The sequence below is a fragment of the Anaerophaga thermohalophila DSM 12881 genome, from assembly GCF_000191885.1.
GTDB classification, from domain to species: Bacteria; Bacteroidota; Bacteroidia; order Bacteroidales; family Marinilabiliaceae; genus Anaerophaga; species Anaerophaga thermohalophila.
Genome location: NZ_AEWI01000018.1, coordinates 18,238 through 42,130 on the forward strand (window position 1 = coordinate 18,238; position 23,893 = coordinate 42,130).

18 protein-coding genes and 1 pseudogene are annotated in these 23,893 nt (G+C 43.6%); 4 read left to right on the plus strand and 15 right to left on the minus strand.

What is annotated here, in order from left to right:
• Positions 1-21: 21 nt before the first annotated feature.
• The gene (locus tag ATH1_RS0106820; RefSeq protein ID WP_010419327.1) at positions 22-2,115 is read left to right on the plus strand and encodes a peptidylprolyl isomerase; all 2,094 of its coding nucleotides are present in this window, start codon (positions 22-24) and stop codon (positions 2,113-2,115) included.
• On the opposite strand, the gene ATH1_RS19140 is transcribed toward ATH1_RS0106820, so the two are convergent.
• The 14 genes and pseudogenes from ATH1_RS19140 to ATH1_RS0106890 form a co-directional block, all read right to left on the minus strand.
• The gene (locus ATH1_RS19140; RefSeq protein WP_010419330.1) at positions 2,112-2,654 is read right to left on the minus strand and encodes a GatB/YqeY domain-containing protein; all 543 of its coding nucleotides are present in this window, start codon (positions 2,652-2,654) and stop codon (positions 2,112-2,114) included. The two genes, ATH1_RS0106820 and ATH1_RS19140, sit on opposite strands and share 4 nt — an antisense overlap.
• Positions 2,655-2,681: 27 nt before the next feature.
• Entirely contained in the window at positions 2,682-4,178 is a 1,497-nt protein-coding gene (gene ftsZ / locus ATH1_RS0106830) for a cell division protein FtsZ (RefSeq protein ID WP_010419333.1), read from the minus strand.
• A 31-nt stretch (positions 4,179-4,209) separates the two neighbouring features.
• On the minus strand, positions 4,210-5,562 hold the full coding sequence (ftsA, locus tag ATH1_RS0106835) for a cell division protein FtsA (RefSeq protein WP_010419336.1): 1,353 nt from the start codon (positions 5,560-5,562) through the stop codon (positions 4,210-4,212).
• Entirely contained in the window at positions 5,559-6,290 is a 732-nt protein-coding gene (locus tag ATH1_RS0106840; RefSeq protein WP_010419338.1) for a cell division protein FtsQ/DivIB, read from the minus strand. Before ATH1_RS0106840 ends, ftsA begins: the two co-directional genes overlap by 4 nt.
• Before the next feature lie 14 nt (positions 6,291-6,304).
• Positions 6,305-7,708, minus strand: coding sequence for a UDP-N-acetylmuramate--L-alanine ligase (gene murC, locus ATH1_RS0106845; RefSeq protein WP_044115014.1), 1,404 nt, complete (start codon positions 7,706-7,708; stop codon positions 6,305-6,307).
• 1 nt (position 7,709) lies between these two features.
• The gene (murG, locus tag ATH1_RS0106850; RefSeq protein WP_010419342.1) at positions 7,710-8,822 is read right to left on the minus strand and encodes an undecaprenyldiphospho-muramoylpentapeptide beta-N-acetylglucosaminyltransferase; all 1,113 of its coding nucleotides are present in this window, start codon (positions 8,820-8,822) and stop codon (positions 7,710-7,712) included.
• Positions 8,823-8,832: 10 nt separating this feature from the next.
• A complete protein-coding gene (locus ATH1_RS0106855; RefSeq protein ID WP_010419344.1) occupies positions 8,833-10,032 on the minus strand; it encodes an FtsW/RodA/SpoVE family cell cycle protein in 1,200 nt (399 codons plus the stop codon).
• Positions 10,025-11,377, minus strand: coding sequence for a UDP-N-acetylmuramoyl-L-alanine--D-glutamate ligase (gene murD / locus ATH1_RS0106860; RefSeq protein WP_010419346.1), 1,353 nt, complete (start codon positions 11,375-11,377; stop codon positions 10,025-10,027). The genes ATH1_RS0106855 and murD overlap by 8 nt, the downstream gene beginning before the upstream one ends.
• A gap of 3 nt (positions 11,378-11,380) precedes the next feature.
• On the minus strand, positions 11,381-12,619 hold the full coding sequence (mraY, locus tag ATH1_RS0106865; RefSeq protein WP_010419348.1) for a phospho-N-acetylmuramoyl-pentapeptide-transferase: 1,239 nt from the start codon (positions 12,617-12,619) through the stop codon (positions 11,381-11,383).
• A 2-nt stretch (positions 12,620-12,621) separates the two neighbouring features.
• Positions 12,622-14,085, minus strand: coding sequence for a UDP-N-acetylmuramoyl-L-alanyl-D-glutamate--2,6-diaminopimelate ligase (locus ATH1_RS0106870; RefSeq protein ID WP_029163997.1), 1,464 nt, complete (start codon positions 14,083-14,085; stop codon positions 12,622-12,624).
• 7 nt (positions 14,086-14,092) lie between these two features.
• A complete protein-coding gene (locus tag ATH1_RS0106875) occupies positions 14,093-16,207 on the minus strand; it encodes a penicillin-binding protein (protein ID WP_010419352.1) in 2,115 nt (704 codons plus the stop codon).
• 265 nt (positions 16,208-16,472) lie between these two features.
• Positions 16,473-16,874: an FtsL-like putative cell division protein gene (locus tag ATH1_RS0106880; RefSeq protein ID WP_010419354.1), complete on the minus strand. Its 402-nt coding sequence runs from the start codon at positions 16,872-16,874 to the stop codon at positions 16,473-16,475.
• Positions 16,871-17,894 (minus strand): annotated as a pseudogene (rsmH, locus tag ATH1_RS19145) (16S rRNA (cytosine(1402)-N(4))-methyltransferase RsmH). The gene ATH1_RS0106880 and the pseudogene rsmH overlap by 4 nt, the downstream one beginning before the upstream one ends.
• Positions 17,815-18,279 (minus strand): division/cell wall cluster transcriptional repressor MraZ, encoded by a 465-nt coding sequence (locus tag ATH1_RS0106890; protein ID WP_010419356.1) that lies wholly within the window; start codon positions 18,277-18,279, stop codon positions 17,815-17,817. Before ATH1_RS0106890 ends, rsmH begins: the two are co-directional and overlap by 80 nt.
• Before the next feature lie 508 nt (positions 18,280-18,787).
• Here ATH1_RS0106890 and glsA point away from each other — a divergent pair.
• From glsA to ATH1_RS0106915, 3 genes are all read left to right on the plus strand, one after another.
• Positions 18,788-19,639 carry a lyso-glycine lipid O-acyltransferase GlsA gene (glsA, locus tag ATH1_RS0106905; RefSeq protein ID WP_010419362.1) on the plus strand — a complete coding sequence of 284 codons (852 nt, stop codon included), beginning with the start codon at positions 18,788-18,790 and terminating at the stop codon, positions 19,637-19,639.
• A 175-nt stretch (positions 19,640-19,814) separates the two neighbouring features.
• Complete coding sequence (gene glsB / locus ATH1_RS0106910; protein ID WP_010419364.1) at positions 19,815-20,762, plus strand: glycine N(alpha)-acyltransferase GlsB; 948 nt, start codon at positions 19,815-19,817, stop codon at positions 20,760-20,762.
• 20 nt (positions 20,763-20,782) lie between these two features.
• Positions 20,783-21,943 (plus strand): serine hydrolase domain-containing protein, encoded by a 1,161-nt coding sequence (locus ATH1_RS0106915; RefSeq protein ID WP_010419368.1) that lies wholly within the window; start codon positions 20,783-20,785, stop codon positions 21,941-21,943.
• On the opposite strand, the gene ATH1_RS0106920 is transcribed toward ATH1_RS0106915, so the two are convergent.
• On the minus strand, positions 21,940-23,844 hold the full coding sequence (locus tag ATH1_RS0106920; RefSeq protein WP_010419370.1) for an amidophosphoribosyltransferase: 1,905 nt from the start codon (positions 23,842-23,844) through the stop codon (positions 21,940-21,942). The genes ATH1_RS0106915 and ATH1_RS0106920 overlap by 4 nt on opposite strands.
• Positions 23,845-23,893: the final 49 nt, after the last annotated feature.

The window sequence follows — 23,893 nt, forward strand, 5'->3', positions numbered from 1 at the left end:
ACAAAATTAATCTGTATTCGAATGGCAACTTTAGAGAGAATCAGAAGTAAAGGAGGAGTTCTTGTGGCCGTTATGATCGGCTTCGCCTTATTAGCATTTATATTGACCGACCTGCTAAGCTCTGGCAATTCAATTTTTCAGAGGTCACAGATGGAAATAGCCGAAATCGACGGAGAATCGGTCTCCATTCAGGAATTTCAGGCCAGAGTTTCAGAAATGGAAGAATATACAAGGTTGAATTCAGGAGAATCCGCTCTTGACGAGGAGATGATAAACCGTCTCCGTGACCAGGCCTGGAACCAAATGATCAATGAAATAGTTTTAGGGAAAAAATATGAAGAGCTGGGCATTGAGGTAACATCTGCCGAATTGGTGGAAATGGTTACAGGTTCCGAAGTTCATCCAATGATACGCCAACTGTTCACGAATCCGCAAACAGGAGTTTTTGACAAGCAACAGGTGATTAATTTCCTCAGATCAAAACAATATGATGCGACTGCCAATTTTTACTGGACATTCGTAGAAAATCAACTTATTAACGAACGGTTGTTTCGTAAATATTCATCTCTCTTCGGAAAAGGGTTTTATGTCACCAATCAATGGATTGAAAGTGAGGCAAATGCACGTTCGAACAAAGTAGATTTTAATTTCCTTGTAAAGCGGATAACCTCTATCGACGACAAAGAAGTTTCGGTTAGTGAAAGTGAAATAAAAGCTTATTACAACGAAAACATTGATGAATTCAGACAAGAAGCCAGCCGCGATATTGAATATCTGACTTTTGACGTGGAACCCACCGAAGAAGACCGTGAAAGCACACGCGAGAGGCTGCTTGAGATGAAAGATGACTTCAGTTCGCCCGACATTGATGTTGCTCAATTCGTGCGGATCAACTCAGATATTCCGTTCAATCCCCGCTATATGAAGCCGGAGGCATTAGACCCGGAAATCAGGGACTTTGTTACCACTGCATCGGAAGGTGACGTTTACGGTCCCTATTTTGAAGATGAAACGTTCAAGCTGACCCGTCTGGTAGATGTTGCTCAGATTCCCGACTCAGTCAGAGCTCGCCATATCCTTTTGAGAAATAATCCTCAGAATCCGGATGAGGCTGATCAGTTGGCCGACAGCCTGATGAATCTTCTGAACAACGGAGCCGATTTTGAAGAACTGGCAAGGCAATACTCCGAAGACCAGGGTTCTGCAATTAATGGCGGTGACCTTGGATGGTTCCGTCAGGGACAAATGGTTCAGCCTTTTAACGATGCCTGTTTCTTTGGAAAAGAAGGAGAAATTGTGAAGGTGGAGAGTCAGTTTGGCATTCATATCATTCATATTATGGCTAAAGGCATTCCCTCTACAAAATACCAGCTGGCCACGTTGGGTCGGGAGGTGACTTACAGCTCCAAAACGTATCAGGATGTTTATTCGGAAGCAACCCGGTTCGCAGCCCTGAACAACACGCCGGAAAAATTCAACAAGGCCATTGAAGAACAAAACTTAACGAAGAAATATGGTCGTAACCTGCAGAAAAACGACCGTAATGTTGGAAATCTGGAATCGCCCCGGGAGTTGGTCAAATGGGCTTTTAAAGCAGAAAAAGGTGATATGTCGCCCATTTTCGAATTTGGAGACCAGTTTGTTATAGCGTTTCTCACCAACATTACTGAAGAAGGAAACATGCCGCTCAGCGCCGTCAGAAATCGAATTGAAAGACAATTAATGAATGAAAAGAAAAAAGAAAAGCTCATCGAGCAACTCAAAGAGCAAAAAGAAAGCGGAAAGTCGCTCGAAGAAATAGCTGAAGCCGTGGATGGGGAAATACAATCTGCTTCCGATATAACATTTAATTCTTTTCAGGTTACAGGAGCAGGCGTTGAACCGGCACTCGTATCATTGGCCGTTTATTCTCCGGTAAACCAGGTCTCCGAGCCTGCCGCAGGTAATAACGGAGTATATCTGGTACAGGTAACCAATAAAGAAGAGGTGGAAGTAGACAAAGAACAGATAAAACGACAATTAGTAAACTCATTGAACCAGAGAGTGAGTTACCAGCTGCTTCAAACCATTCGCGATAATGCAGAAATTGTTGATAACCGTTCCAACTTCTATTAATAGAAACTTATTGACAGAACAAAAAAAAACAGGACGGAAAAAATTTCCGTCCTGTTTTTTTTGTTTTGTTGAAATATCTCTGTCAACCCTCTGATAAAAGCCGTCTTACTGTATCGGAAATATCTTTTCCTTCGGCTCTGCCAGCCAGTTTTTTTTGTCGCAATCCCCATAACTTTTCCCATATCTTTCATAGAACCGGCGCCTGTTTCCCGGATAATTTTTTTCAGTTCTTCCTCCATTTCTTCAGGCTTAATCTGTGCAGGGAGGAATTGAGCAATCACATCTGCCTCTGCGATTTCTCTGTCATACAAATCGGCCCGCCCCTGAGCAGAATAAATGTTAGCAGAATCTCTCCGTTGTTTAATCATTTTCTGAAGAATCTTCAACTCTTCTTCTTCCGATACTATACCGCCAGAATTAGCTGCGGTGCGTGCTTCCAGCAATTCTTTTTTAATACTCCTCAATGCTTCGAGCCTTACTTGCTCACGCGCTTTCATGGCGCTTTTTATCTCCTCGGTAACTTTGTCTATCAAACTCATAATATCAAAACGTTAAAAATTAACTTCCTAATCAACATTATCGTGCAAATACGGATTGTTGTCGCTTATTCGCGGACCATTCTTCCCTTCGGAGAGCGTAAACCTTGACACTTTGCGACCGGATGGATTATTGCTCTTCCCCAAATTGGGCGTTTTTTTATCATCGATCGATATATTTCTCCTTTTGTAGGCAGGAATATTCTCCATTTCATCAATCAACTTCTCATCACTCATTTCTTCGGGCGTCAGAGCTGCGGCAGAACCTTGCTCAAGAAGAGGTCCGGCGTCCTTCTTGTTACTGTCGATGGCCCACGAAAACAAATCACCCTCTTTCTCACTGTTTTCAGGAGATGGTACATTTTCACCATAAAGCCATTCAATTTGTCTCTCCTTCTCACGCTCCATCTCATCAAAATCAATGACTCTTGAACTTTCCTCATCCTGATCGCTGCTGGCAGGTTCTTCCTCATCATTTACATTCCCTTCTTCATCCATACTGAAGCGGGTAATTTTCTTTTTTACCGGTTTTCCGTCCTGTTTTTGGATGATATGACCAGAAGCAAAACCGGTGGCTATGATGGTAACATTCACCTCGTCGTTAAACCGTTCATCGGTTCCGGAACCCCAGATAATGGATGCAGTAGCACCAACCCTCTCCTGAACATAGTCGGTTATTTCTCCCACCTCGTCCATAGTAATTTCATCGACACCGGATGTAATATTAAGGAGAATATTTTTCGCTCCCCTGATGTCATTATTATTCAGCAAGGGAGACTCCAACGCAGCCTGAATAGCATCAATGGCACGCTCTTCGCCCCCGGCAGTGGCAGACCCCATAATGGCCACCCCGCTCTCTTTCATCACCGTTTCAACATCGGCAAAGTCTACATTGATGTACCCGTGCACGGTAATAATTTCAGCAATACCTTTTGCTGCAGTAGCAAGCACATTATCGGCCCGCGAAAACGCATTGCTAAGTTTCAGATCGCCATACATATCGCGGAGCTTCTCATTGTTAATAATCAGTAAAGAATCTACATGTTTTTCCATTTCGGCAATTCCTTCAAGAGCCTGCTCAATTCTTATACGACCTTCAAACTTAAACGGTATGGTCACGATTCCCACCGTCAGTATTCCCATATCTTTAGCGGCCCTGGCGATAACCGGAGCAGCTCCTGTACCTGTACCACCCCCCATTCCGGCGGTTATGAACACCATTTTTGTATTATCTTCCAAAACCTTTTGAACCGATTCAAGGCTTTCAATAGCCGCTTCGCGTCCTTTCAGGGGTTTATTACCTGCCCCACGTCCTTCGGTGAGAGATTCGCCGAGCTGTATTTTAACAGGAACAGGACTATTGGCCAGGGCCTGTGCATCGGTATTACAAACCACGAAGGTTACATCCTTAATGCCCAGACTGTGCATGTAATTGACAGCATTGCTGCCACCACCACCAACACCAACGACCTTTATAATGGAATTGGCATTGCCCGGTATATCAAAATTCATCAGATCATCACTCATAGTTACCTCCTTTTTATGGGGCGGAATTTTTTTACATTTCGGTGTCCCGCTCATCGAAAATACTGGCAAAATTGCGCTGTAGTTTCTCGAAAAGATCACCGGTAAACTCAGTCTTTTTTACTTTCCTGGACTTCTTCGATTTACCTCCCGATGATTTCTTCTTTTTGCCGGAAGTTTCCTCCGGCTCTATATCATCGAAAAGAACCTGTTCGCGTGTTATCATTTTACTGCCCGGATATTGACCGGCAGAAACAAGCAATCCAATAGCAGTTACCAGAGACGGGTCTTCAAGCGATTTCTTTTCTTCACTTGAAAACGCACGAGAAGTTGCCCCTATTCTTACATCCAAACCGGTTTTCAACTTTGTGAGCTCAGCCAGGTGATGAAGGTTTGCACCACCTCCTGTCAGGACAATCCCGGCGCCCAGTTTTTCATAAAACCCGGAACGTTCAACGTGATGAATAATAAGCTCAATGATTTCTTCCATTCGGGCCTGTATAATGCAGGCCAGACTCCTGAACGATATCTCTTTAGGCTCCCATCCCGGAATACCCGGAATGGTTACAACAGCATCCTCCCTGGCGAGTGTCCCCAATGCAGAACCAAAACGGGTTTTCAATGCTTCAGCCTGCTTTTGCAAGACCGCACACCCTTCTTTTATATCACCGGTAATAACATTCCCGCCAAACGGAATGACTGCGGTATGTCGCAACACACCATCGTGAAAGAGCGCCAGGTCGGTCGTTCCTCCCCCTATATCAACCATCACCACTCCGGCCTCTTTTTCTTCTTCTGAAAGGACAGCCCCCGACGATGCCAAAGAAGAAAGCATCAGACCGTTTAACCGAAGGCCGGCCTTTTCGATGCATTTTTCAATGTTCTTTATGGTTGTATTGCGGCCTATCACCACATGATAGTTTCCTTCTATCCTTTGCCCCGAAAAACCTACGGGTTCTTTAATGCCGCTCTCATGATCTATAATATAATCCTGGGGAACAACGTGCAATATTTTTTCATCGGGCTCAAGGGCAATACGATAACTGTCCTGTAAAAGTTGTTCCAGGTCAAAAGTATTTATCTCATTACCGGCTTTGATAAAGCGATAACAACGGTTTCCCATGGTGCGAATGTGTTGGCCCGACACACCTGCGAAAACCTCACTCAACTTAATGCCAAGACGATCCTCAAGGGCAGCAACAGCCTGCTGAATAGCCTTCACCGTTTCCTCAATATTGAGAACGACTCCCCTCTTTACACCAGTGCATCCCACCTTTTCTATTCCCAGAATTTCTACCTGACCATCGGGATGTTTGCGTCCTGCAACGGCCACAACTTTAGTGGAACCGATGTCTATGGCTGAAATTAAATTTAGTCTCTGAATCATATATTCCTGTTTTTCGAGCAAAGAACTTGTCCTTTATATTTCAAATTAATCACCTGATAATTGTTCCACTCACGGGGCGATAGCCCTTGCTTATAGAGTGCTCTCAGGTTTCTGAGTTTTTCATCGATGCGCTCGGGCTGTCCCAAAAGAATGAGATGATCACCTACCCGCGGTACCAATACATAATCGCCGTTCTGCTTTATGTACAACTGCTCCATCTGGGCCGACCAAAACGGATCGTTACGGAAAAGCCTGGCAATATAAATCAAATGCTCCATTTGCCCTTCGATAGCCCCGCTGACGACCATTACCCTTGCCGTAAAATTGTCGAACAACGGCATTTCGTTCCCGTCCTCGTCAATGTAATACGATCGATTGTCTTCAAACACTCTGAACAATGGATAATGCTGTAAAAGATCGATTTTCAGATGACCTTCTATTGTATTGTAGACTTCACAATTTCTGACAGCCGGGTGCTTTTCCACAAAAGCCTCTATTTCATTCAGTTTCAGCGAATTTACCGGTTCACCCAGAATGCCTTCAAATTTCATCAGAACGGCATTTCTGATCGCTTCATGATTGATAAAGCGAGTTTGCAAACTATCCAGAACATTTACTTCAACCTCACTACACACCACTTCCTGGTGATGACTTTCCACCAGTCCGAGCATCACCGGAAAGTACAAAAGCAATAAGCTCCAAAGTAATATTTGTTTTACCCGCTTCATTGGTAACAAGTTGTTCAGGTATTGTTGTCATTTTTTATATACCGGTATCCCCATTCACAAATGCGAGGCACCAGTCTGTCAATATCCCCGGCTCCCATGGTAATTAAAACATCGGGTTTAAGATTGTTCAAATAAGGGATCAGTTCCTCTTTTTCAACAATTGTACATTTATTCCTGTCAATATAGCGGCTGATGGTTTTGGCGGACACGCCGGGTATTGGCTCTTCCCTCGCGGGATATAAAGGTAATAAAACAATCCGGTGGAGTCCCTGGTCAAGCACTTCGGCAAACGCCTGGGCAAAATCGCGGGTACGTGAGTACAAGTGCGGCTGAAAAATGCCGGTTACCAGGCGACCAGGCCATATATCCCGTACACTTTGCAATGTTGCCCTTATTTCCTGCGGATGATGAGCATAATCATCGATGTACACCAACCGTGAGGTATTTATTAATACATCAAAACGCCGGGCTATTCCCCTGAAGTTTGGCAAGGCGTCGATTAATTCAGCATAACCGGCTCCGCTCATTCGTGCCAGAGTCAGTGCTGCTACTGCATTCTCCACGTTCAAAAGTCCGGGAATTCCCATTCTGAATCCCTCAACAGTTCCTTCAGGTGTTTTTAAATCAAAATGATAATATCCGTTAACAGCCTTAACATTAACCGCTGTATAATCAGCATCTCCATCCGTCGAATAAGTAAACACCTCCACTTCTTTCTGAAGATTGTAAGGCACAGGAAGCCCTGATTTAATAATCAGTTTTCCACCGGCTTTAATCCGTTGTGCAAACCCCTCGAATCCCTTTCTAACCTCATCGATGGTTCCGTAAATATCGAGATGATCGGCATCCATTGAAGTAATCAAAGCTATTGACGGATTAAGCTGCCAGAATGAACGGTCGAACTCATCGGCTTCGAGCACCACTATCTGCGATTCTCCATTCCCGATGAAATTGGTGTTAAAATTCCGGGAAATTCCTCCCAGAAAAGCATTGACCCCCCGCCGGCAGTTATGCAACAAAAAGGCAGTGAGGGTTGAAACAGTTGTTTTGCCATGAGTACCTGCAACACAAACCGACCACATATCATTTGTAATCATACCCAATACCTGCGACCGCTTCAACACTTTGAATCCATTCTCTTTAAACCAGGATAGTTGAGGATGGGTGGCAGGAACAGCCGGCGTGTAAATAACCAGCGTTCTTTCTTTATCCCTGAAATCATCAGGAACGGCATCAACAGCGCTATCGAATACCACACTCATACCTTCTGCCTGCAAAGCATCGGTTACAGGGCTTTGAACACGATCGTACCCCCCTGCCGGTTGTCCGGCAGAACTGAAAAACCTTGCCAGGGCACTCATTCCGATGCCTCCTATGCCGACAAAATAGACATTCTGGTATTCGTTTAACAGTTTCATGCTATGCGGTTTCTGATAATTTTTCAATTTCTTCGGCTATTTTTTCGGCCGAATCAGGGTATGCAAAAAGCTTTATTCTCTCCTGTAATTGTTGCCTTCTGTTTTCGTCATTCAATAAAGCGAGCGATTCGGGCATCAACCGATAACGCGATTCGTGATCGGGCACCAGTATTGCAGCTCCCTCATTCACGAGCGACATGGCATTTTTGGTCTGATGGTCTTCAGACACATTAGGAGAAGGCACCAGTACACAAGCTTTTCCAAGCAATGCCAACTCGCTGATAGTCCCTGCCCCTGCCCGCGACACAACAACATCCGCCACTCCGTAAGCCAAATCCATCCGCGAAATAAAAGCTTCCAGTTTTATGTTTAATGATGCTTTCTCATTAAGTTTTTCATTCAATTCGTCGTAATAATATTTCCCACACTGCCAAAGCAACTGAATGCCATCAACATTTAATAATGCATCCATCCCCTCAATGATTCCTTCATTAATGCTTCTCGCACCTAAGGATCCGCCAATAACCAGAATGGTCTTTTTTTCAGGGTCGAGGCCCAATTCAGACAAGGCTGCCTGCCGGTCGACAGGTTTCAGCAATTGTTTTCTTACAGGATTACCTGTCAACACAATACGTGATGCCGGGAAAAAGCGGTCCATATCGGGATAGGCCACACATATTCGTCCGGCTTTCTTTGCCAGAATCTTGTTGGTGATGCCGGGGAAACTATTCTGTTCCTGTAACAAAGTGGGCACCCCCATCGATGCTGCAGCTTTCAATACCGGTCCGCTTGCATATCCCCCTACTCCGACCGCCACATCGGGATTAAAAGAACGAACAATTCTACGGGCTTTCAACATGCTGGCTGCAAGCTTAAAAAAGAATGTAATGTTTTTGTACGTCAGACGCCTTTGAAAACCGGCCACAGGCAACCCTTCAATGCGATAACCGGCCGCAGGAACTTTTTCCATTTCCATACGTCCCAGTGCACCGACAAAGAGAATGTCATTTGAGGGATTCCTTTGCATCAGCGCATCCGCTATAGCAATAGCAGGAAAAACATGTCCGCCTGTTCCTCCCCCGCTGATTATTATTTTTAGTTTTCTGTTCGTCATTCTATATTAATTATTGTGCCTCCTGTCTGTTTTCATTATTTTGCTCACGCGCCAGCTGCCGTTGAAGCTGTTCCTGATAATGCCGGCTAACACTGAGAATTGCCCCGAGTGAAAGACAGGTAAACAAAATGGATGTTCCCCCCATGCTAACCAAAGGTAAAGGCTGACCGGTAACCGGAAATATACCAACGGCCACCCCCATATTTACGAAAGCCTGGATAACCAGCATCAGACCAAGTCCGAGTACCATAAATGCCGGAAACGTACGGTTACTTCTTCGAACCAGCACTCCTATCCGCCCTAAAAAAAAGAAATAGGCCCCTAACACCAACGCTGCACCTATCAACCCGAACTCTTCGGCAATTATGGCAAAAATAAAATCGCTGTAAGGGTGTGGCAAAAAATTACGCTGATCGCTATTCCCTGGTCCTTTACCAAATATCCCCCCTGTAGCAATGGCTATTTTCGATTGTGTAACCTGATAATCACTTCCATATTCGTTAGTCTCTGCTTCATCATCAAAATAGTTTTCTATTCGTGTAGCCCATGTTTCGGCACGATCAAACAAAACAATGTCATTCATCGCCAACACCAATACAAGTGACACTACAGCTGTTCCTGCCAATCCGGTAAAAAACAAATTTTTAAACGGTACACGTCCCAGATACATCATCAAAAATACAACCCCGCCGAGTAACAAAGATGTTGAAAGATTCTCCGGAAAAATCAGCAAACAAACAATAGCCGTATGTATTGTTATGGGCCAGAAAGCCCCGTAAGTCGGGGCATCCTCGCGCTGATGCTGGGCCAAAACCCGGGCCACATAAACAAGGAGGGCCAGTTTAGCCATTTCGGAAGGCTGAAAACTCAACCCGATACCGGGCACTTCGAGCCACCGGCTGGCTTCATTCAGGTTCTGTCCCGAAAAAAGTGTTACCAGCAACATCAGAATTGAAAAATATAGTGCCGGTAAGCTAAAAATGACAAAATATTTATACGGAATATGATGAACCAATATAATAAGAGCGATGCCTACGAGAAGAAACGAAAGCTGCTTAAACATAAAATAGGTGGTGTTACCCCCCCGGGTACTGTATGCAAGGCTTCCGGTAGCACTATAAACGGTCAGCAAAGACACCAGTGCCAGAAATACTATTATGACCCAGATATTCTGGTCACCTTTAATATATTTCCGAATAAAATTACTCATAGCCATTTTTCAGTTTGTGTACCTCTTCTTTGAACTGACGTCCCCGGTGCTCGAAATTTTCGAACAAATCGAAGCTTGCGCAAGCCGGAGACAACAAAACCACATCTTCCGGTTCAGCCATTTTCCATGCCCGTCGGACAGCTTCTTTCATTGAGGAAGTCTCAATTATTTCGGGAATTTTTCCTTTAAAAAATGAAACCAGTTTACTGTTATCCACCCCGAGACAAATTAAGACTTTCACCTTTTGAACGGCCAACTCTTCGAGTGAAGAATAGTCATTTCCTTTATCAGTTCCGCCGGCAATCCATATCACCGGTCGCTCCATGCTTTCCAGGGCAAACCAGGCAGCGTCTGTATTGGTAGCCTTGCTATCATTAATATACAAAGCACCGTTTACTTCCTCCACATTCTCCAGTCGATGTTCGACGCCACTGAAATCGCTTAATCCCTCTTTTACGGCTTCTACCGGTGTTCCGGCACTCAAGGCGGCAAGAGTAGCAGCCATGGCGTTGCTCAGATTATGTTTCCCGGCAAGCGCCAATTCCGACACCGGAAAAGTAAAATGTTGTCGCGGCGTATTTACAACAATCTTATCTTTATCCAGGCATGCCCCTTCTCCATATATATTGTCATAGGCAAAAGGACAACGGTGCCCGGGGTATTTCATCTTTTTCAGGCGTGTCATTATTTCTTTGTCATGCGCATTGAAAACAAAAACACTATCTTCATCATGATTATTTAAAATTCTGAACTTTGCATCTGCATAGTTTTCAAACCTGTGATCATATCTGTCAAGGTGATCGGGTGTAATATTTGTAATCACGGCAGTATTGCACTTAAAATCGTACATACCCTCAAGTTGAAAACTGCTTAGTTCTATGACAAAAAACCCGGGGTCTCCTTTTAGCAACTGACGGGCAAGGCTGGTTCCCACATTGCCGGCCAGAACAACATCCAAACCTCCTTTTTTCATCAGATGGTAAGTCCATATAGCGGTAGTTGTTTTACCATTGCTCCCTGTAATGCCAATCATTTTTGCACTGGAATATCGCCCGGCAAATTCTATTTCAGAGATTACAGGGATATTCTGTTTTCTTATTTTTCTGATAAGCGGTGAGTGTTCAGGAATACCGGGGCTCTTGATAATTTCCTGAGCATTAAGTATCCGTTCTTCGGAATGTTGACCACTTTCAAACTCAATACCTGCCTGTTGCATTTCTTCGCGAAAATCAGATTTAATCGTTCCGCAATCGGATACAAAGACTTTCATTCCTTTGGCTTTTGCCAAAAGAGCAGCTCCCGTGCCACTTTCACCGGCACCTAAGATAACAAGTTCCTTGTCCATATATTATCTGATTTTCAATGTAACTATTGTTAAAACAGCCAGGATAATACCAACAATCCAGAAACGAACCACTATCTTGGATTCGGGATACCCCTTTAACTGATAATGGTGATGCAATGGTGCCATTCTGAAAATACGCCTTCCCTCACCATATTTTCTGCGGGTATATTTAAAATAACTCACCTGTATCATCACCGAAACATTCTCGACCAAAAATATCCCACACAGAATAGGAAGAAGCAATTCCATGCGAATGAGAATGGCGAAAACTGCAATAATACCTCCGATAGTGAGGCTCCCGGTATCGCCCATGAATATTTGTGCAGGGAAAGAGTTATACCACAAAAATCCCACAGTTGCACCGATAAACGCACTCATATACACCACAAGCTCTTCCGAATAAGGAACATACATAATGTTCAGATAATCGGCATAAATGGTATTACTGGAAACATAGGCCAATACCCCGAGTGTCGCTCCAATAATAGCAGAAGTACCGGTTGCAAGGCCATCCAGCCCGTCGGTAATATTGGCCCCGTTTGATACAGCAGTGGTGATAAAAATAACGGCCAGAACAAAAATGATCCAACCCCATTGCTCTGCCCTGTCACCCAAAAACCAGAGTAAAGAATTATAATTAAAGCGGTTATCCTTAAAAAAGGGAACATTGGTTATCGGTGCCTTGATATACTGTGTCTCTTTTGTTGTATCGGTTGGTCTTGTTTCGGCTTCAATCTGCCTTATTTCGAGATTCGCCGGAGACTCCATCCGCACCACAACATCATCACTAAAAAACAATGTTAGTCCGACAACAAGCCCGAGAACAATCTGCCCGACGATCTTGAATCCACCGGCAAGCCCCTTCTTGTTTTTTTTGAAAACTTTAATGTAGTCGTCGATAAACCCAATCAGGCCTAACCACACCGTGGTCGTCAGCATTAATAAAACATATACATTGTCCAGTTTTCCAAACAACAACACAGGCACCAAAATAGAAGCAATAATAATAAGGCCCCCCATCGTAGGTGTTCCCTTTTTCTGGTACTGTCCCTCAAGTCCCAGATCACGAACAACCTCACCAATCTGGTGGCGCTGCAATAGGCGGATGATGAATTTGCCGAAGATGGTACCGATTAAAAGTGCAAAAATAACCGCCATCCCCGACCTGAAAGAAATGTATTGAAACATCCCCGCACCCGGAAAATCGATGGATTCAAGATATTTAAACAGTGAAAAAAGCATACTTATTGTTGTTGTTCAAAAAACTCCCTGATAATTTCACGATCATCAAAATGCGATCTTTTACCTTTAACTTCCTGATAAGTCTCATGCCCTTTGCCCGCCACTAACACAATATCACCCGGACGGGCAATGGAACAGGCTGTGCGAATGGCCTCTTTGCGGTCGGGAATAGATAAAACTTTAATTCGCTCGGCAAAAGAGACCCCTTCCATCATCTGATCAATGATACTCTGTGGGTCTTCATCCCTGGGATTATCAGAAGTTAATATTACTTTGGAACTGTTTTTAACGGCCTCAGCAGCCATTATGGGACGTTTCAGGGTATCTCTGTTTCCCCCCGCTCCAACTACAGTGATTAATGCCTGACCGGGCCTTCTGATTTTATTAATGGCCTCAAGAACATTTCTCAGGGCATCCGGAGTGTGTGCATAATCCACGACACCGGTAATTCCATCGGCCGACCGAATGGTCTCAAATCGCCCTTCTACCGGTTTCAAACGGCTCATGGCAATCAAAAGGTCTTTTTTGTTCCATCCCAGTTCCCGGCCTGCACCATATACCGCCAAAAGATTTGAGGCATTGAACCGTCCGACGAAAGGTGTCCAAAACTCTTCCCCGTCAATTGACAGCTGCATTCCCTCAAATGCTTCTTCCACTATGCGGGCACGGTATGATGCCATCTCACGTAATGAATAGGTCTTTTGGGCGGCAGCAGTGTTTTGCAACATCACACGCCCGTTTTTATCATCAATGTTGGTAAGGGCAAAAGCCGATTCCGGAAGATCATCAAAAAACTTCTTTTTCACCCTGATGTATTCATCAAATGTCTTATGGTAATCGAGATGATCGTGAGTAATATTGGAAAAGATGCCACCTTTAAATTCCAGCCCGTCAATTCTTCCCTGGTGAACAGCATGTGAGCTGACTTCCATAAAGCAATATTTGCAACCTGCTTCCACCATTTGATGCATCAGTCTGTTGAGCGTTAATATGTCAGGAGTGGTAAGTCTGGTATCCAGTTTTTCTTCATCAACGTAATTGGCCAGCGTTGAACAAAGACCAGCTTTATATCCTGAAATCTTAGCTGTATGATACAAAAGAGTAGCAATAGTGGTTTTACCGTTTGTTCCGGTAACACCCACCAGTTCCAGTTTTGAGGATGGCGAATCGTAGTATTGTTTTGCAATAAGGGCTAACGCACGGTGGCTGTCGTTCACTTTAATGAATACAATATTTGGATGATTTCCCTCGGGCAACTCCTCACAAACAACCGCAAGTGCCCCGGCCGAGACCGCATCCGGGATGAACACGTGACCATCCACTTTTGTCCCCCTCAGGGCTACAAAAAGCGAATGTGGTTTCACTTCACGGGAGTCAAAAGTAATATTGTCCACGAACGGATTGGTATCTCCAATCTTTTCAACCCACTCAAGTCCCTGTATGCAATCCGATAATTTTTTTCGCATGCTCTGGTTATTCAAGATATATAACAATCGTTTGTCCTTTTTTTATCGGGGTTCCCGGCTCTATAGATTGTCTGACAACCCTTCCCACACCACTGATAGCTACTTTCAAACCCCGGTTCTCCAATACGGCAACAGCATCTTTGGCCCCCATTCCTTTGACCTGCGGCACAAGCGACCCGGGCAATGGTTTGGGACGAAACTTTACTGCATGCTCCATGGCCAGTGTGGAAACCCATTCCGTATTTAATTCACGGGACTGAACCGGAAAACCCAGTTCATCGAAAATAACAGACAGCTCATCCTCAGGACCTCCTTTCGACCATGGAAAGACACCTTCTGTTACCTTCGGTTTGGTTTCTTCGGGTGGCAGTTTTTCGTAACTCAGCGCATAAACCCTGTCGGCAATTTCCCGAAAAACGCTGCCGGCAACCACGTTCCCGTAATAAACATCATTTGACGGACTGTTAACTGCAACAATGCAGGAATACATTGGCCTGTCGGCGGGAAAATATCCCACGAACGAGGCTATATATTCCACTCCGTCATCACCCTGATAGCCACTTATCCCTCTGGCTATCTGTGCCGTTCCGGTTTTCCCGGCAATCTGATAAACATCATTTCTGATATTGGTGGCCGTACCCCGTTCAACAACGCCTTTTAACAAATCCTGTACTTTTTCGAGTGTAGCAACAGAACAGATGGAAGGATTCAGCACCTCCGGTTCAAACTCTCTCAAAACTTTTCCATGCTGACTAATGCCCTTAACAAACATTGGTTTTACCATCTTCCCGTTATTGGCCACGGCGTTGTAAAAGGAAAGTATCTGTAATGGCGTCATTTTAACCTCGTAACCAATCGACATCCAGGGCAAAGTAACACCCGACCAGGAAGGGTCTCCGGGATACTTTATTACCGGTTTTCCCTCACCCTTAATTTCTAAACCCAGCGGCTTATTTATCCCCATAGAATAAAGCCTGTCCACGAATCGCCGGGGATTATCCCGGTAGGTTTCAAAAATAATTTTAGAGATTCCAATATTGGAAGATTTTTCAAAAGCCTCGCGAACGGTTATCTTGCCATATCCGCCATGATGACTGTCGCGCATAATACGATCATAGTAACGATAAGCCCCGTTTCCCGTGTCAATGGAATCGGTAAGCCTCACTTTCCCGTCTTCAAGAGCAGCAATCATGGATGCTAACTTAAAGGTAGAGCCCGGTTCAACAGCCTCACCGATAGCATAGTTAAAATGGTCTTCGATATAAACATCAGGCGCACTTCGGTGAAGATTTACCATTGCCTTAACAGCCCCGGTTTGCACCTCCATCAGTATGGCAACGCCATGATGAGCGTCATGAAGTTGAAGCTGGTGCAGCAAAGATTGTTCGGCAACATCCTGAAGTTCAATATTCAATGTAGTAATCAGATTTTTGCCGTCATGAGGCGGAATTTCTTCTTCAGGAATCCAGCTGCCGGCAATTCGTTTCCATGTACTGACGCCATTGATTCCTTTCAGAACATTATCATAAGCCCTTTCAAGGCCAACCATGCCGCCTTTTGACCTGTCCCCATACAGTTTACCAATGGTTCGGGCTGCCAGGGAACCAAAGGGGAGCCGACGTTCATCGTATTGCTGGGGAATAAACCCTCCCGAATTTCTTCCCCTTCGAAAGATTGGAAATTTCCTGACTTCCTGGAGCTCAATGTATGAAATCTTACGCGGATGAACCAGGTGATATCTCTCTCCGTTCTTTCGAGCACGTATTAAATCATTTCTATAATAGGAAACGGAACGATCCCCGAAAAACCGCGATAAACAAATAGCCAAACTGTCGATTTTAGCGTTGAACACCTCACTGGTTAAGCCATTGGCCATCAAGTCCATGTAAATACGGTAGCTGGGAACCGAAAGAGATATTTTTTTCCCGTTTTCATCCAGAATATTTCCCCGATTGGCATCAATAACAATGCTACTGCTTTCTAACGTTTTTGCTTTATCTTCCCATTTTGAAACCTCAAAAATTTTAAGTTTAACCAATTCAAACAAAATAACAAGCACAAGGCCTCCAAACATCAGATAAATAATGCCCAGCCTTAATAATATTTTTTGTTTGATTGTCATATTCAATATAGCGCTTATATTTTTTTAGATGCCGGATATCAGAAAGGCATGAATGATTTTAAACATTCTTTTTAGTCTATGTCCATAAAGTGGCATTTACTGTGTTACGCTTGTCCGAAAATGCCTCATTTACAATAGTAAACTCCCTATTTTCGGACTTCGCAAGCCTTATAAATGACATTTTCTAAACAGAAACATGATTTGCTACAATTTTCCCGACTTTACAGCCGGACACTTTCTATTGAAAAACCCGGCCATGCACGAGTCATTCAACCTTTTTAACTTTCAGAATTCCTGGGGGTGTTTTTAATACCTCCAGTTCAATTCCTGCCTCATGAACTCTCTCCATTACTTCACTCTGTTTGCTCATATTCATCAGTTCCGACGAGGTGGTAATTGCCTCATATTTAAGCTCTTTCAATTCATATATCAAACCGGCTTGCCGGTCCAGCAAATGTTCCATCTGGTAACGATTCCCGATATATAACACGGCCAGGAAGACAATAAAAGTCATAAATCCCCAATGCTGACCAAGGCTCTTACCGGCCAGAAACCGTCCATGAAGGAATTCTTTAAACGAAATACCTTTTAATTCATTAAATTCTTCCTTCCCTGAAAGGAATTCATTTTCGCGGGTTTTCTGTTTTGATTTAAACCACCACTTCATAGTCTTTCGGCAATTCTAAGTTTAGCACTTCGCGCACGCGGATTTTTTAACACTTCATTTTCAGACGGCATAACTGCTTTTCGTGTCACAGCACGAAACGGAACCTTCCGGTTTCCGTAAATATCGGTTTCAGCCTGAGCGGTATCATAACGACCTGAGCGAATAAAATTCTTAACCATCCGGTCTTCCAGAGAGTGATAGGAAATGAAAACCATTCTTCCGCCTGGCTTTAACAGATCAGGCAGTTGCAACAGCAAATCCTGCAAGGCGGTCATTTCATTATTGACCTCTATCCGCAGTGCCTGAAAAACACGGGCAAGGTACTTACTACCTTCATCTTTCCGGGGGGGCCGATTGTTCAGCAACTTCCTTCAACTGCAATGTATTTTCAAATGGCGAAGCCTCACGGAATCGTAATACAGAACTTACCAACCGGCCGGGCTTTGCTATTTCTCCGTACATCTTAAAAACAGTGAATAGCCGGTCGGCAGGATAGTTATTCAAAACATCGGCAGCCGTTTGTTTTATTCCCGGCGACATCCGCATGTCCAGCGGGCCGTCAAACCGGAAAGAAAATCCCCGCTCGGGTGCATCAAAATGATGCGAAGAAACTCCCAGGTCTGCCAATACTCCGTCAATACTTGAAATCCCGAGATAATCAATAAAGTTTTCCAGATACCGGAAATTATGCTTTACAAGAGTAAAACGTTTATCACCCAACGCATTCTCCCAGGCATCGGCATCCTGATCAAAAGCTATCAATCGCCCTTTGCTGCCCAAACGTTCCAATATTGAGCGGCTGTGTCCGCCTCCACCAAATGTCAGATCAACATACACCCCTGACGGATCAATGTTTAACCCGTCGACTGAAGCTTCCGGCAAAACCGGTGTATGGTATTGACCTGACATCATTGCCCTAAATTTTAATGCAAAATTACCATCAATTATCCTCTTCCGGATGAGTATCTCCCAATATTTTTTCGGCCAGATTACCAAGTTCTTTATGGGAAAGGCTGCCATCCATATAGCTCCCTTTATCCCAAATTTCAATATACCTGTCAACGCCCAGCAGGACAACCTCACGTTCAATACCTGCCTGTTCCAGCAGACGCTTTGGTATAAGAAAACGGCCGTTACCATCAAGAGAAATTTCGGCAGAACCTCTAAAAAAATGCCTGAGAAATCGATTGTGCTCACGATTGTAAGGATTCAATCCCGTTCGGATGCGTGCCAGCTCTTCTTCCCAAACTGAAAAAGGATAAAGAACAAGACAGGGTTCAAATAAATCCTTACGTACAATCATGCGCAGGTCACCCTCCCCCAACACCTTTTTAAAAGCTGAAGGAAAAACGATGCGCCCTTTGGCATCTGTCTTGCACTCGAAATCGCCAATGAATGTGAACATTACAGTTTGGGTAATATTTGCGTAAAGCTACAATTTTTTTACACCACAATCAACCACTTTACACCACTTTTTTACACTTTTTTGACGAAAAACTCATTATTCTCATCAAAAATTTCAAAACCCAGCATCGTGGTAAACGAAGAAAAAACAACTCCATCTGAGGCTGCAACAATTCTGTCGTGCCGATTCCACGACTTTGATAAATGAGTCTGCCTGAAAGCGCTATTTTTGTCAAACCAGGAACAAAAATCCCGCATTTTTTGTAATATTGTCCTGTTCAAAGAAGGTTAGATCGTCAGATTATCAGATGTAAGATTCCCGTCCTTTCAGGAGCCAGGCAGAATCATCCATACAGCCTTGAAATACTGCATTTTGGCAGACAAATCTTTTATTTCAAACAAACTGTTTTGCAGTCCATTAAAAAGTTTAACGGAGTATTCCTTCTGACAAATTGAATACGCCATAATAACCGGGCTGATTTTCTGTTACTTTTAAATGTTTTAGAGAAATGGAAACAAACAGCACACCAAACAACAAGGAAAACAACATTTTAATTGATGTTGAACAGGTGTTTGCCAGTAAAAATCCTGCACTTCTCAAAATCATTCCCAAATTCTTGATCAATTATCTGAAACGGATTGTTCATCAGGATGAGATCAATAAGTTTTTGTTGGAAAAGGGTCACTTAAAGGGTGCAGAATTTGGTCGTTCCATACTGGATGATTTGTTTGGGGCAAAATATACAACCATTGGTCTGGACAAACTTCCATCGGAGGGACGATTTATCTTTGCCAGTAACCATCCGCTTGGGGGGCTTGATGGTATTGCTCTGCTGGTGGCAGTAAGTGAAAAATATCCGGAATTAAAATTTCCGGTCAACGATATTCTTCTGAATCTGAAACCACTTGATAATATTTTTGTACCAGTCAACAAACACGGAGGACACTCGAAAGATGCAGCAAGATTGATAGAAGACGCTTACAAATCGGATGCTCAGGTACTGATGTTTCCTGCCGGATTGGTCAGTCGTAAACAAAAGGGAGTCATCCGCGATCTGGAATGGAAAAATAACTTTGTCCGAAAAGCCATCCAGCATCAACGTGACATAATTCCGGTACATATTACAGGCCGTAACACCAATTTCTTTTACCGACTCGCCAATTTAAGAAAATTACTGGGCATAAAATCAAACATTGAAATGCTGTATTTACCAGATGAAATGTTCAAACAATTCAATGAAAATCTGACCATTCGTTTTGGAGCGCCTGTTTCGTGGAAGACCATAAAAGAAACCGGGGATTTGGAAACATGGACGCGTAAAATAAAAGATATGAGCTACGAACTGGCAAAAAACCATTAATTTTGTGAAACTCTTGCCGCCAGGTTCTAACCTGATTATATAATCCGGCCTTAACTCACGGGCCTGCGGTTAAACAATTGACAGATTTACACCCCGGTTTCAGGGTTTATATATTTTTTAAAGAAAGTTTGTCTTGTTCATATATTATTTTGCGAATCGCAACAAAAAAAGATAGATGGAAAATAAGCCAATTATTCCACCCGTACCAAGGGAAGAACTGGAAGCAGAACTTACGCAGGATCTTTTTGTGCGGTATACCAACAAAGGCGAGAACAAAATTTATGATTTTACCGCCAACGAAGCGCCCGCACTAATGAGAGAAGTTGGCCGGTTACGGGAAGAATCTTTCCGTACTGCCGGTGGAGGAACGGGAAAAGATTGTGATGTTGATGATTACGACACCGGAAGTGATCCTTATCATCAGCTTATTGTTTGGGACCCCGAAGCGCGTGAAATTCTTGGAGGGTACCGCTACATAATGTGTGACACAATTAAACCGGACGCCGAAGGTAAAGTCCATTTGGCCACTGCCAGGATGTTTCACTTTTCCGAAAAATTCATCCGGGAATATTTGCCGAAAACAATAGAATTGGGGCGTTCGTTTGTTCAACCTCAGTATCAGTCGAGCAAAATGGGCTCGAAGAGTATGTATGCGCTCGATAATTTATGGGACGGGTTGGGCTCACTGATCATCAATCATCCCCAAATGGAGTTTTTCTTCGGTAAAGTAACGATGTACACACAGTCTAATCCTAAAGCAAGAAGCCTCATCAGAGCATTTATGGACAAGTATTTCAACGACCCCGACAAACTCGTTTATCCATATAATCCGGTAAATAGCTTACTTACCGAAAGTGAAGTGAAGGAGATTTTTTCCGGCGAGTCTTTTGCCGACGACTACAGAATATTAAGTAAAACTGTCCGGGAACTTGGAGAGAACATTCCCCCGCTCATCAATGCATATATGAATCTTTCCCCTTCCATGCGAACATTTGGAACTGCTGTAAACGAACGATTCGGGGGTGTTGAAGAAACGGGAATCATTATCACCATCAAAGATCTTTACCAGGCAAAAATAAACAGGCACGTACAAAGTTACAAGCCAAACGAACCGCATGAATAAATGATAGCCGGGCAGAAACAATGAGAAAAACAGGAAACAGAAAAAACAGAACATTCAGAAGTGTAATTATCGTCATCGTGGCAATTACAGCCATCTATACACTCCTTCCTGACTACCTGCAAAAAGGCCTGATTTATTTCACTCCTGATATCGATGACTACAAAATATTCGACAACCGGGAAGTAAAAACAGGAACTCCGCTAAGCTGGCCTGTTTCCGAAAGATATAATAACATTGATTTGCCATCAACATTGACCGACTCTCTTGAAAAATACAATACTGTATCTTTCCTTGTTATTCAAAACGACTCGTTACTTTTTGAAAGATACCGGGACGGCCATAGCGAAACCGCAGTATCAAACTCGTTTTCAATGGCCAAAAGTATCGTTTCTCTTTTGGTGGGATGTGCCATTGACGATGGTTACATCAAAAGTCTGGATGAAAAAGTAAAACCCCATCTTCCATGGCTCAATGGACCACATAGCGAACAGCTGACCATCAGACACTTGCTGACAATGAGCTCCGGATCAAGCTGGGATGAAAGCTACTCTTCCCCCTTCTCGATAACCACACAAGCCTATTACGGGCGCAATCTAAACAAGACCATCCGTAAGGTAGAGATTATCAATCACCCGGGGATAGTTTTCAAATACAGAAGCGGAGATACACAAATTGTTGAGCGTCTTCTGCATAAAGTAACAGGGATGAACGTTTCGGAGTATGCATCAAAAAAATTGTGGCAACCGCTCGGAGCTGAAGTTCCGGCATTATGGTCGCTCGATAAAAAAGAAGGCATTGAGAAAGCCTATTGCTGCTTCAACAGCACTGCCCGCGATTTTGCCCGTATTGGAAATCTTGTTTTAAATGAAGGCGAATTTCGGGATACAAGGATTGTTTCGGCTAACTATATCGAAGAAATGATTCAGCCTGTAAGCTACCTGACGGACGAAGATGCGAAAATGGTTGATTATTACGGCCTGTCATGGTGGCTTGTTGAATATAACAACATGAAAATACCTTATGCAAGAGGTATTTTAGGGCAATATATTTTTGTCATTCCAAAGTATAATGCCGTGGTTGTCAGGCTGGGACACAAAAGAAGCAACACTTACCGCCTCCATCATCCAACCGATGTTTATACGTGGCTTAACACGGCTGTTACCATACTTGAAGACAACTAATAGGCCCGTCCGTTTATCCCTTCAATGAAATTAATGAAGGAAGTATTCACCACTTTATTACCTCCCGGAGTAGGATAATTCCCGGTGAAATACCAGTCGCCCTGATCATTTGGACAAGCTTTATGAAGATTTTCAACAGTCTGATAAACAATCTCCACTTCTGCATCAATATCTTCAGGCTTTAGCATTTCTGCTATTTTCGAAGATATCTGTTCATCGGTAAAAGGTCTGTAAATTTCCTTAACGTAATTCACTATTTCTTCCTTTGGCAGATATTGCTGTTCCTTACACTGCCTGTAAACCTCATCGATGACATGACCACGGCCCGACTCTTTTAAAAGCTCAATAGCAGCTGAAAAAGCGCAAAAATCCTTTAACCTTGCCATATCGATTCCATAACAATCGGGATAACGAATTTGCGGAGCAGAGGAAATAATAATAATTTTTTTCGGATGCAGCCTGTCTAATATTCTCAGAATACTTCGTTTTAACGTAGTACCTCTCACAATAGAATCGTCAATGATGACAAGAGTATCCACCCTGTTTTTAACAATTCCGTAAGTAACATCATAAACGTGCGCCACCAGGTCATCGCGACTGTTGTCGTCTGCAATGAATGTGCGCATTTTTACATCTTTAATGGCCACTTTCTCAATACGGGGTTCAGGAGCGAGAATTTCCGTCACCTTTTCTTTGGTCATTTCTTCCTGTTTCAGAGCAAGAATCCGGGCGGCTTTTACTTTGTCCAGATGTTCGCGTATGCCTTCCATCATCCCGTAAAAGGCTGTTTCGGCAGTATTTGGAATATACGAAAAGACCGTATTTTCAAGGTCCCAATCTATTTTATCAAGAATAATCGGAGAAAGCAATCGACCCAATTCTTTCCGTTCCTTATAGATGTCACGATCACTTCCGCGTGAAAAATATATCCTCTCGAAGGAGCATGATTTTCGTGTTTGCGGGACAGCTACCATTTCTTCACTGATGCGACCGTCTTTTTTGATGATCAACGCATGACCGGGTTGCAATTCTTTAACATCAACCGACCGAATGTTTAAAGCCGTTTGGATAACGGGCCTCTCAGAAGCAACAACAACCATCTCATCATCGGCATAATAGGATGCCGGCCGGATACCCCATGGATCACGGGTTACAAAAGCATCGCCGTGTCCGAGCAATCCGGCTATAACATATCCTCCGTCCCAGCGCCGGCTCGATCTTTCCAACACTTTTCTGATATCGAGGTCACGTTCTATCAGGGCAGATATTTCTTTATTCGAAAAACCTTCATTTTTGAACTGCCTGAACAACAACTGGTTTTCCTCATCAAGAAAGTGCCCCATATTTTCGAGCATCGACTCCGTATCGGTATAGTCTTTGGGATGCTGACCAAGTTCAATGAGCGTCTTAAATATCTCGTCAACATTGGTAAGATTAAAATTTCCGGCGAGCACAAGATTTCTTGAACGCCAGTTGTTTTCGCGCATTACCGGATGCACATAATCAATACTGTTGTTACCGAAAGTACCGTATCGAAGATGTCCGAGATACAGCTCTCCGGCGAAAGGAAGATTTTCCTTTGCCCACACCGGATCATTTAATAATTCCGGATGATGTTCATATACTGCATCGAAATGACTGTGGATAGCAGAAAAGACTTCCTGAATAGGATTACCCTCGTTGGAGCGCTCACGGGAAAGATACTTCTTCCCGGGGGGCTGGTCAAATTTCAGACTAACAACCCCGGCCCCGTCCTGACCGCGATTGTGTTGTTTCTCCATAAGAAGATACAACTTATTCAAACCGTATCTCCATGAACCATATTTCTTCTGGTAATAATTCAGCGGTTTCAAAAGCCGGATCAGCACAATGCCACACTCGTGTTTTACCTGGTCGCTCATATTTATTTCGGAAAAGAGGATGCAAAGTTATTGCAATTTATCGAAAAGA

Excerpts from the sequence above, each read along its gene's own strand:
- ATH1_RS0106820 (WP_010419327.1), top strand. The coding sequence starts at position 22 with ATGGCAACTTTAGAGAGAATCAGAAGTAAAGGAGGAGTTCTTGTGGCC.
- ATH1_RS19140 (WP_010419330.1), bottom strand. The coding sequence starts at position 2,654 with ATGAGTTTGATAGACAAAGTTACCGAGGAGATAAAAAGCGCCATGAAA.
- ftsZ (WP_010419333.1), bottom strand. The coding sequence starts at position 4,178 with ATGAGTGATGATCTGATGAATTTTGATATACCGGGCAATGCCAATTCC.
- ftsA (WP_010419336.1), bottom strand. The coding sequence starts at position 5,562 with ATGATTCAGAGACTAAATTTAATTTCAGCCATAGACATCGGTTCCACT.
- ATH1_RS0106840 (WP_010419338.1), bottom strand. The coding sequence starts at position 6,290 with ATGAAGCGGGTAAAACAAATATTACTTTGGAGCTTATTGCTTTTGTAC.
- murC (WP_044115014.1), bottom strand. The coding sequence starts at position 7,708 with ATGAAACTGTTAAACGAATACCAGAATGTCTATTTTGTCGGCATAGGA.
- murG (WP_010419342.1), bottom strand. The coding sequence starts at position 8,822 with ATGACGAACAGAAAACTAAAAATAATAATCAGCGGGGGAGGAACAGGC.
- ATH1_RS0106855 (WP_010419344.1), bottom strand. The coding sequence starts at position 10,032 with ATGAGTAATTTTATTCGGAAATATATTAAAGGTGACCAGAATATCTGG.
- murD (WP_010419346.1), bottom strand. The coding sequence starts at position 11,377 with ATGGACAAGGAACTTGTTATCTTAGGTGCCGGTGAAAGTGGCACGGGA.
- mraY (WP_010419348.1), bottom strand. The coding sequence starts at position 12,619 with ATGCTTTTTTCACTGTTTAAATATCTTGAATCCATCGATTTTCCGGGT.
- ATH1_RS0106870 (WP_029163997.1), bottom strand. The coding sequence starts at position 14,085 with ATGCGAAAAAAATTATCGGATTGCATACAGGGACTTGAGTGGGTTGAA.
- ATH1_RS0106875 (WP_010419352.1), bottom strand. The coding sequence starts at position 16,207 with ATGACAATCAAACAAAAAATATTATTAAGGCTGGGCATTATTTATCTG.
- ATH1_RS0106880 (WP_010419354.1), bottom strand. The coding sequence starts at position 16,874 with ATGAAGTGGTGGTTTAAATCAAAACAGAAAACCCGCGAAAATGAATTC.
- ATH1_RS0106890 (WP_010419356.1), bottom strand. The coding sequence starts at position 18,279 with ATGTTCACATTCATTGGCGATTTCGAGTGCAAGACAGATGCCAAAGGG.
- glsA (WP_010419362.1), top strand. The coding sequence starts at position 18,788 with ATGGAAACAAACAGCACACCAAACAACAAGGAAAACAACATTTTAATT.
- glsB (WP_010419364.1), top strand. The coding sequence starts at position 19,815 with ATGGAAAATAAGCCAATTATTCCACCCGTACCAAGGGAAGAACTGGAA.
- ATH1_RS0106915 (WP_010419368.1), top strand. The coding sequence starts at position 20,783 with ATGAGAAAAACAGGAAACAGAAAAAACAGAACATTCAGAAGTGTAATT.
- ATH1_RS0106920 (WP_010419370.1), bottom strand. The coding sequence starts at position 23,844 with ATGAGCGACCAGGTAAAACACGAGTGTGGCATTGTGCTGATCCGGCTT.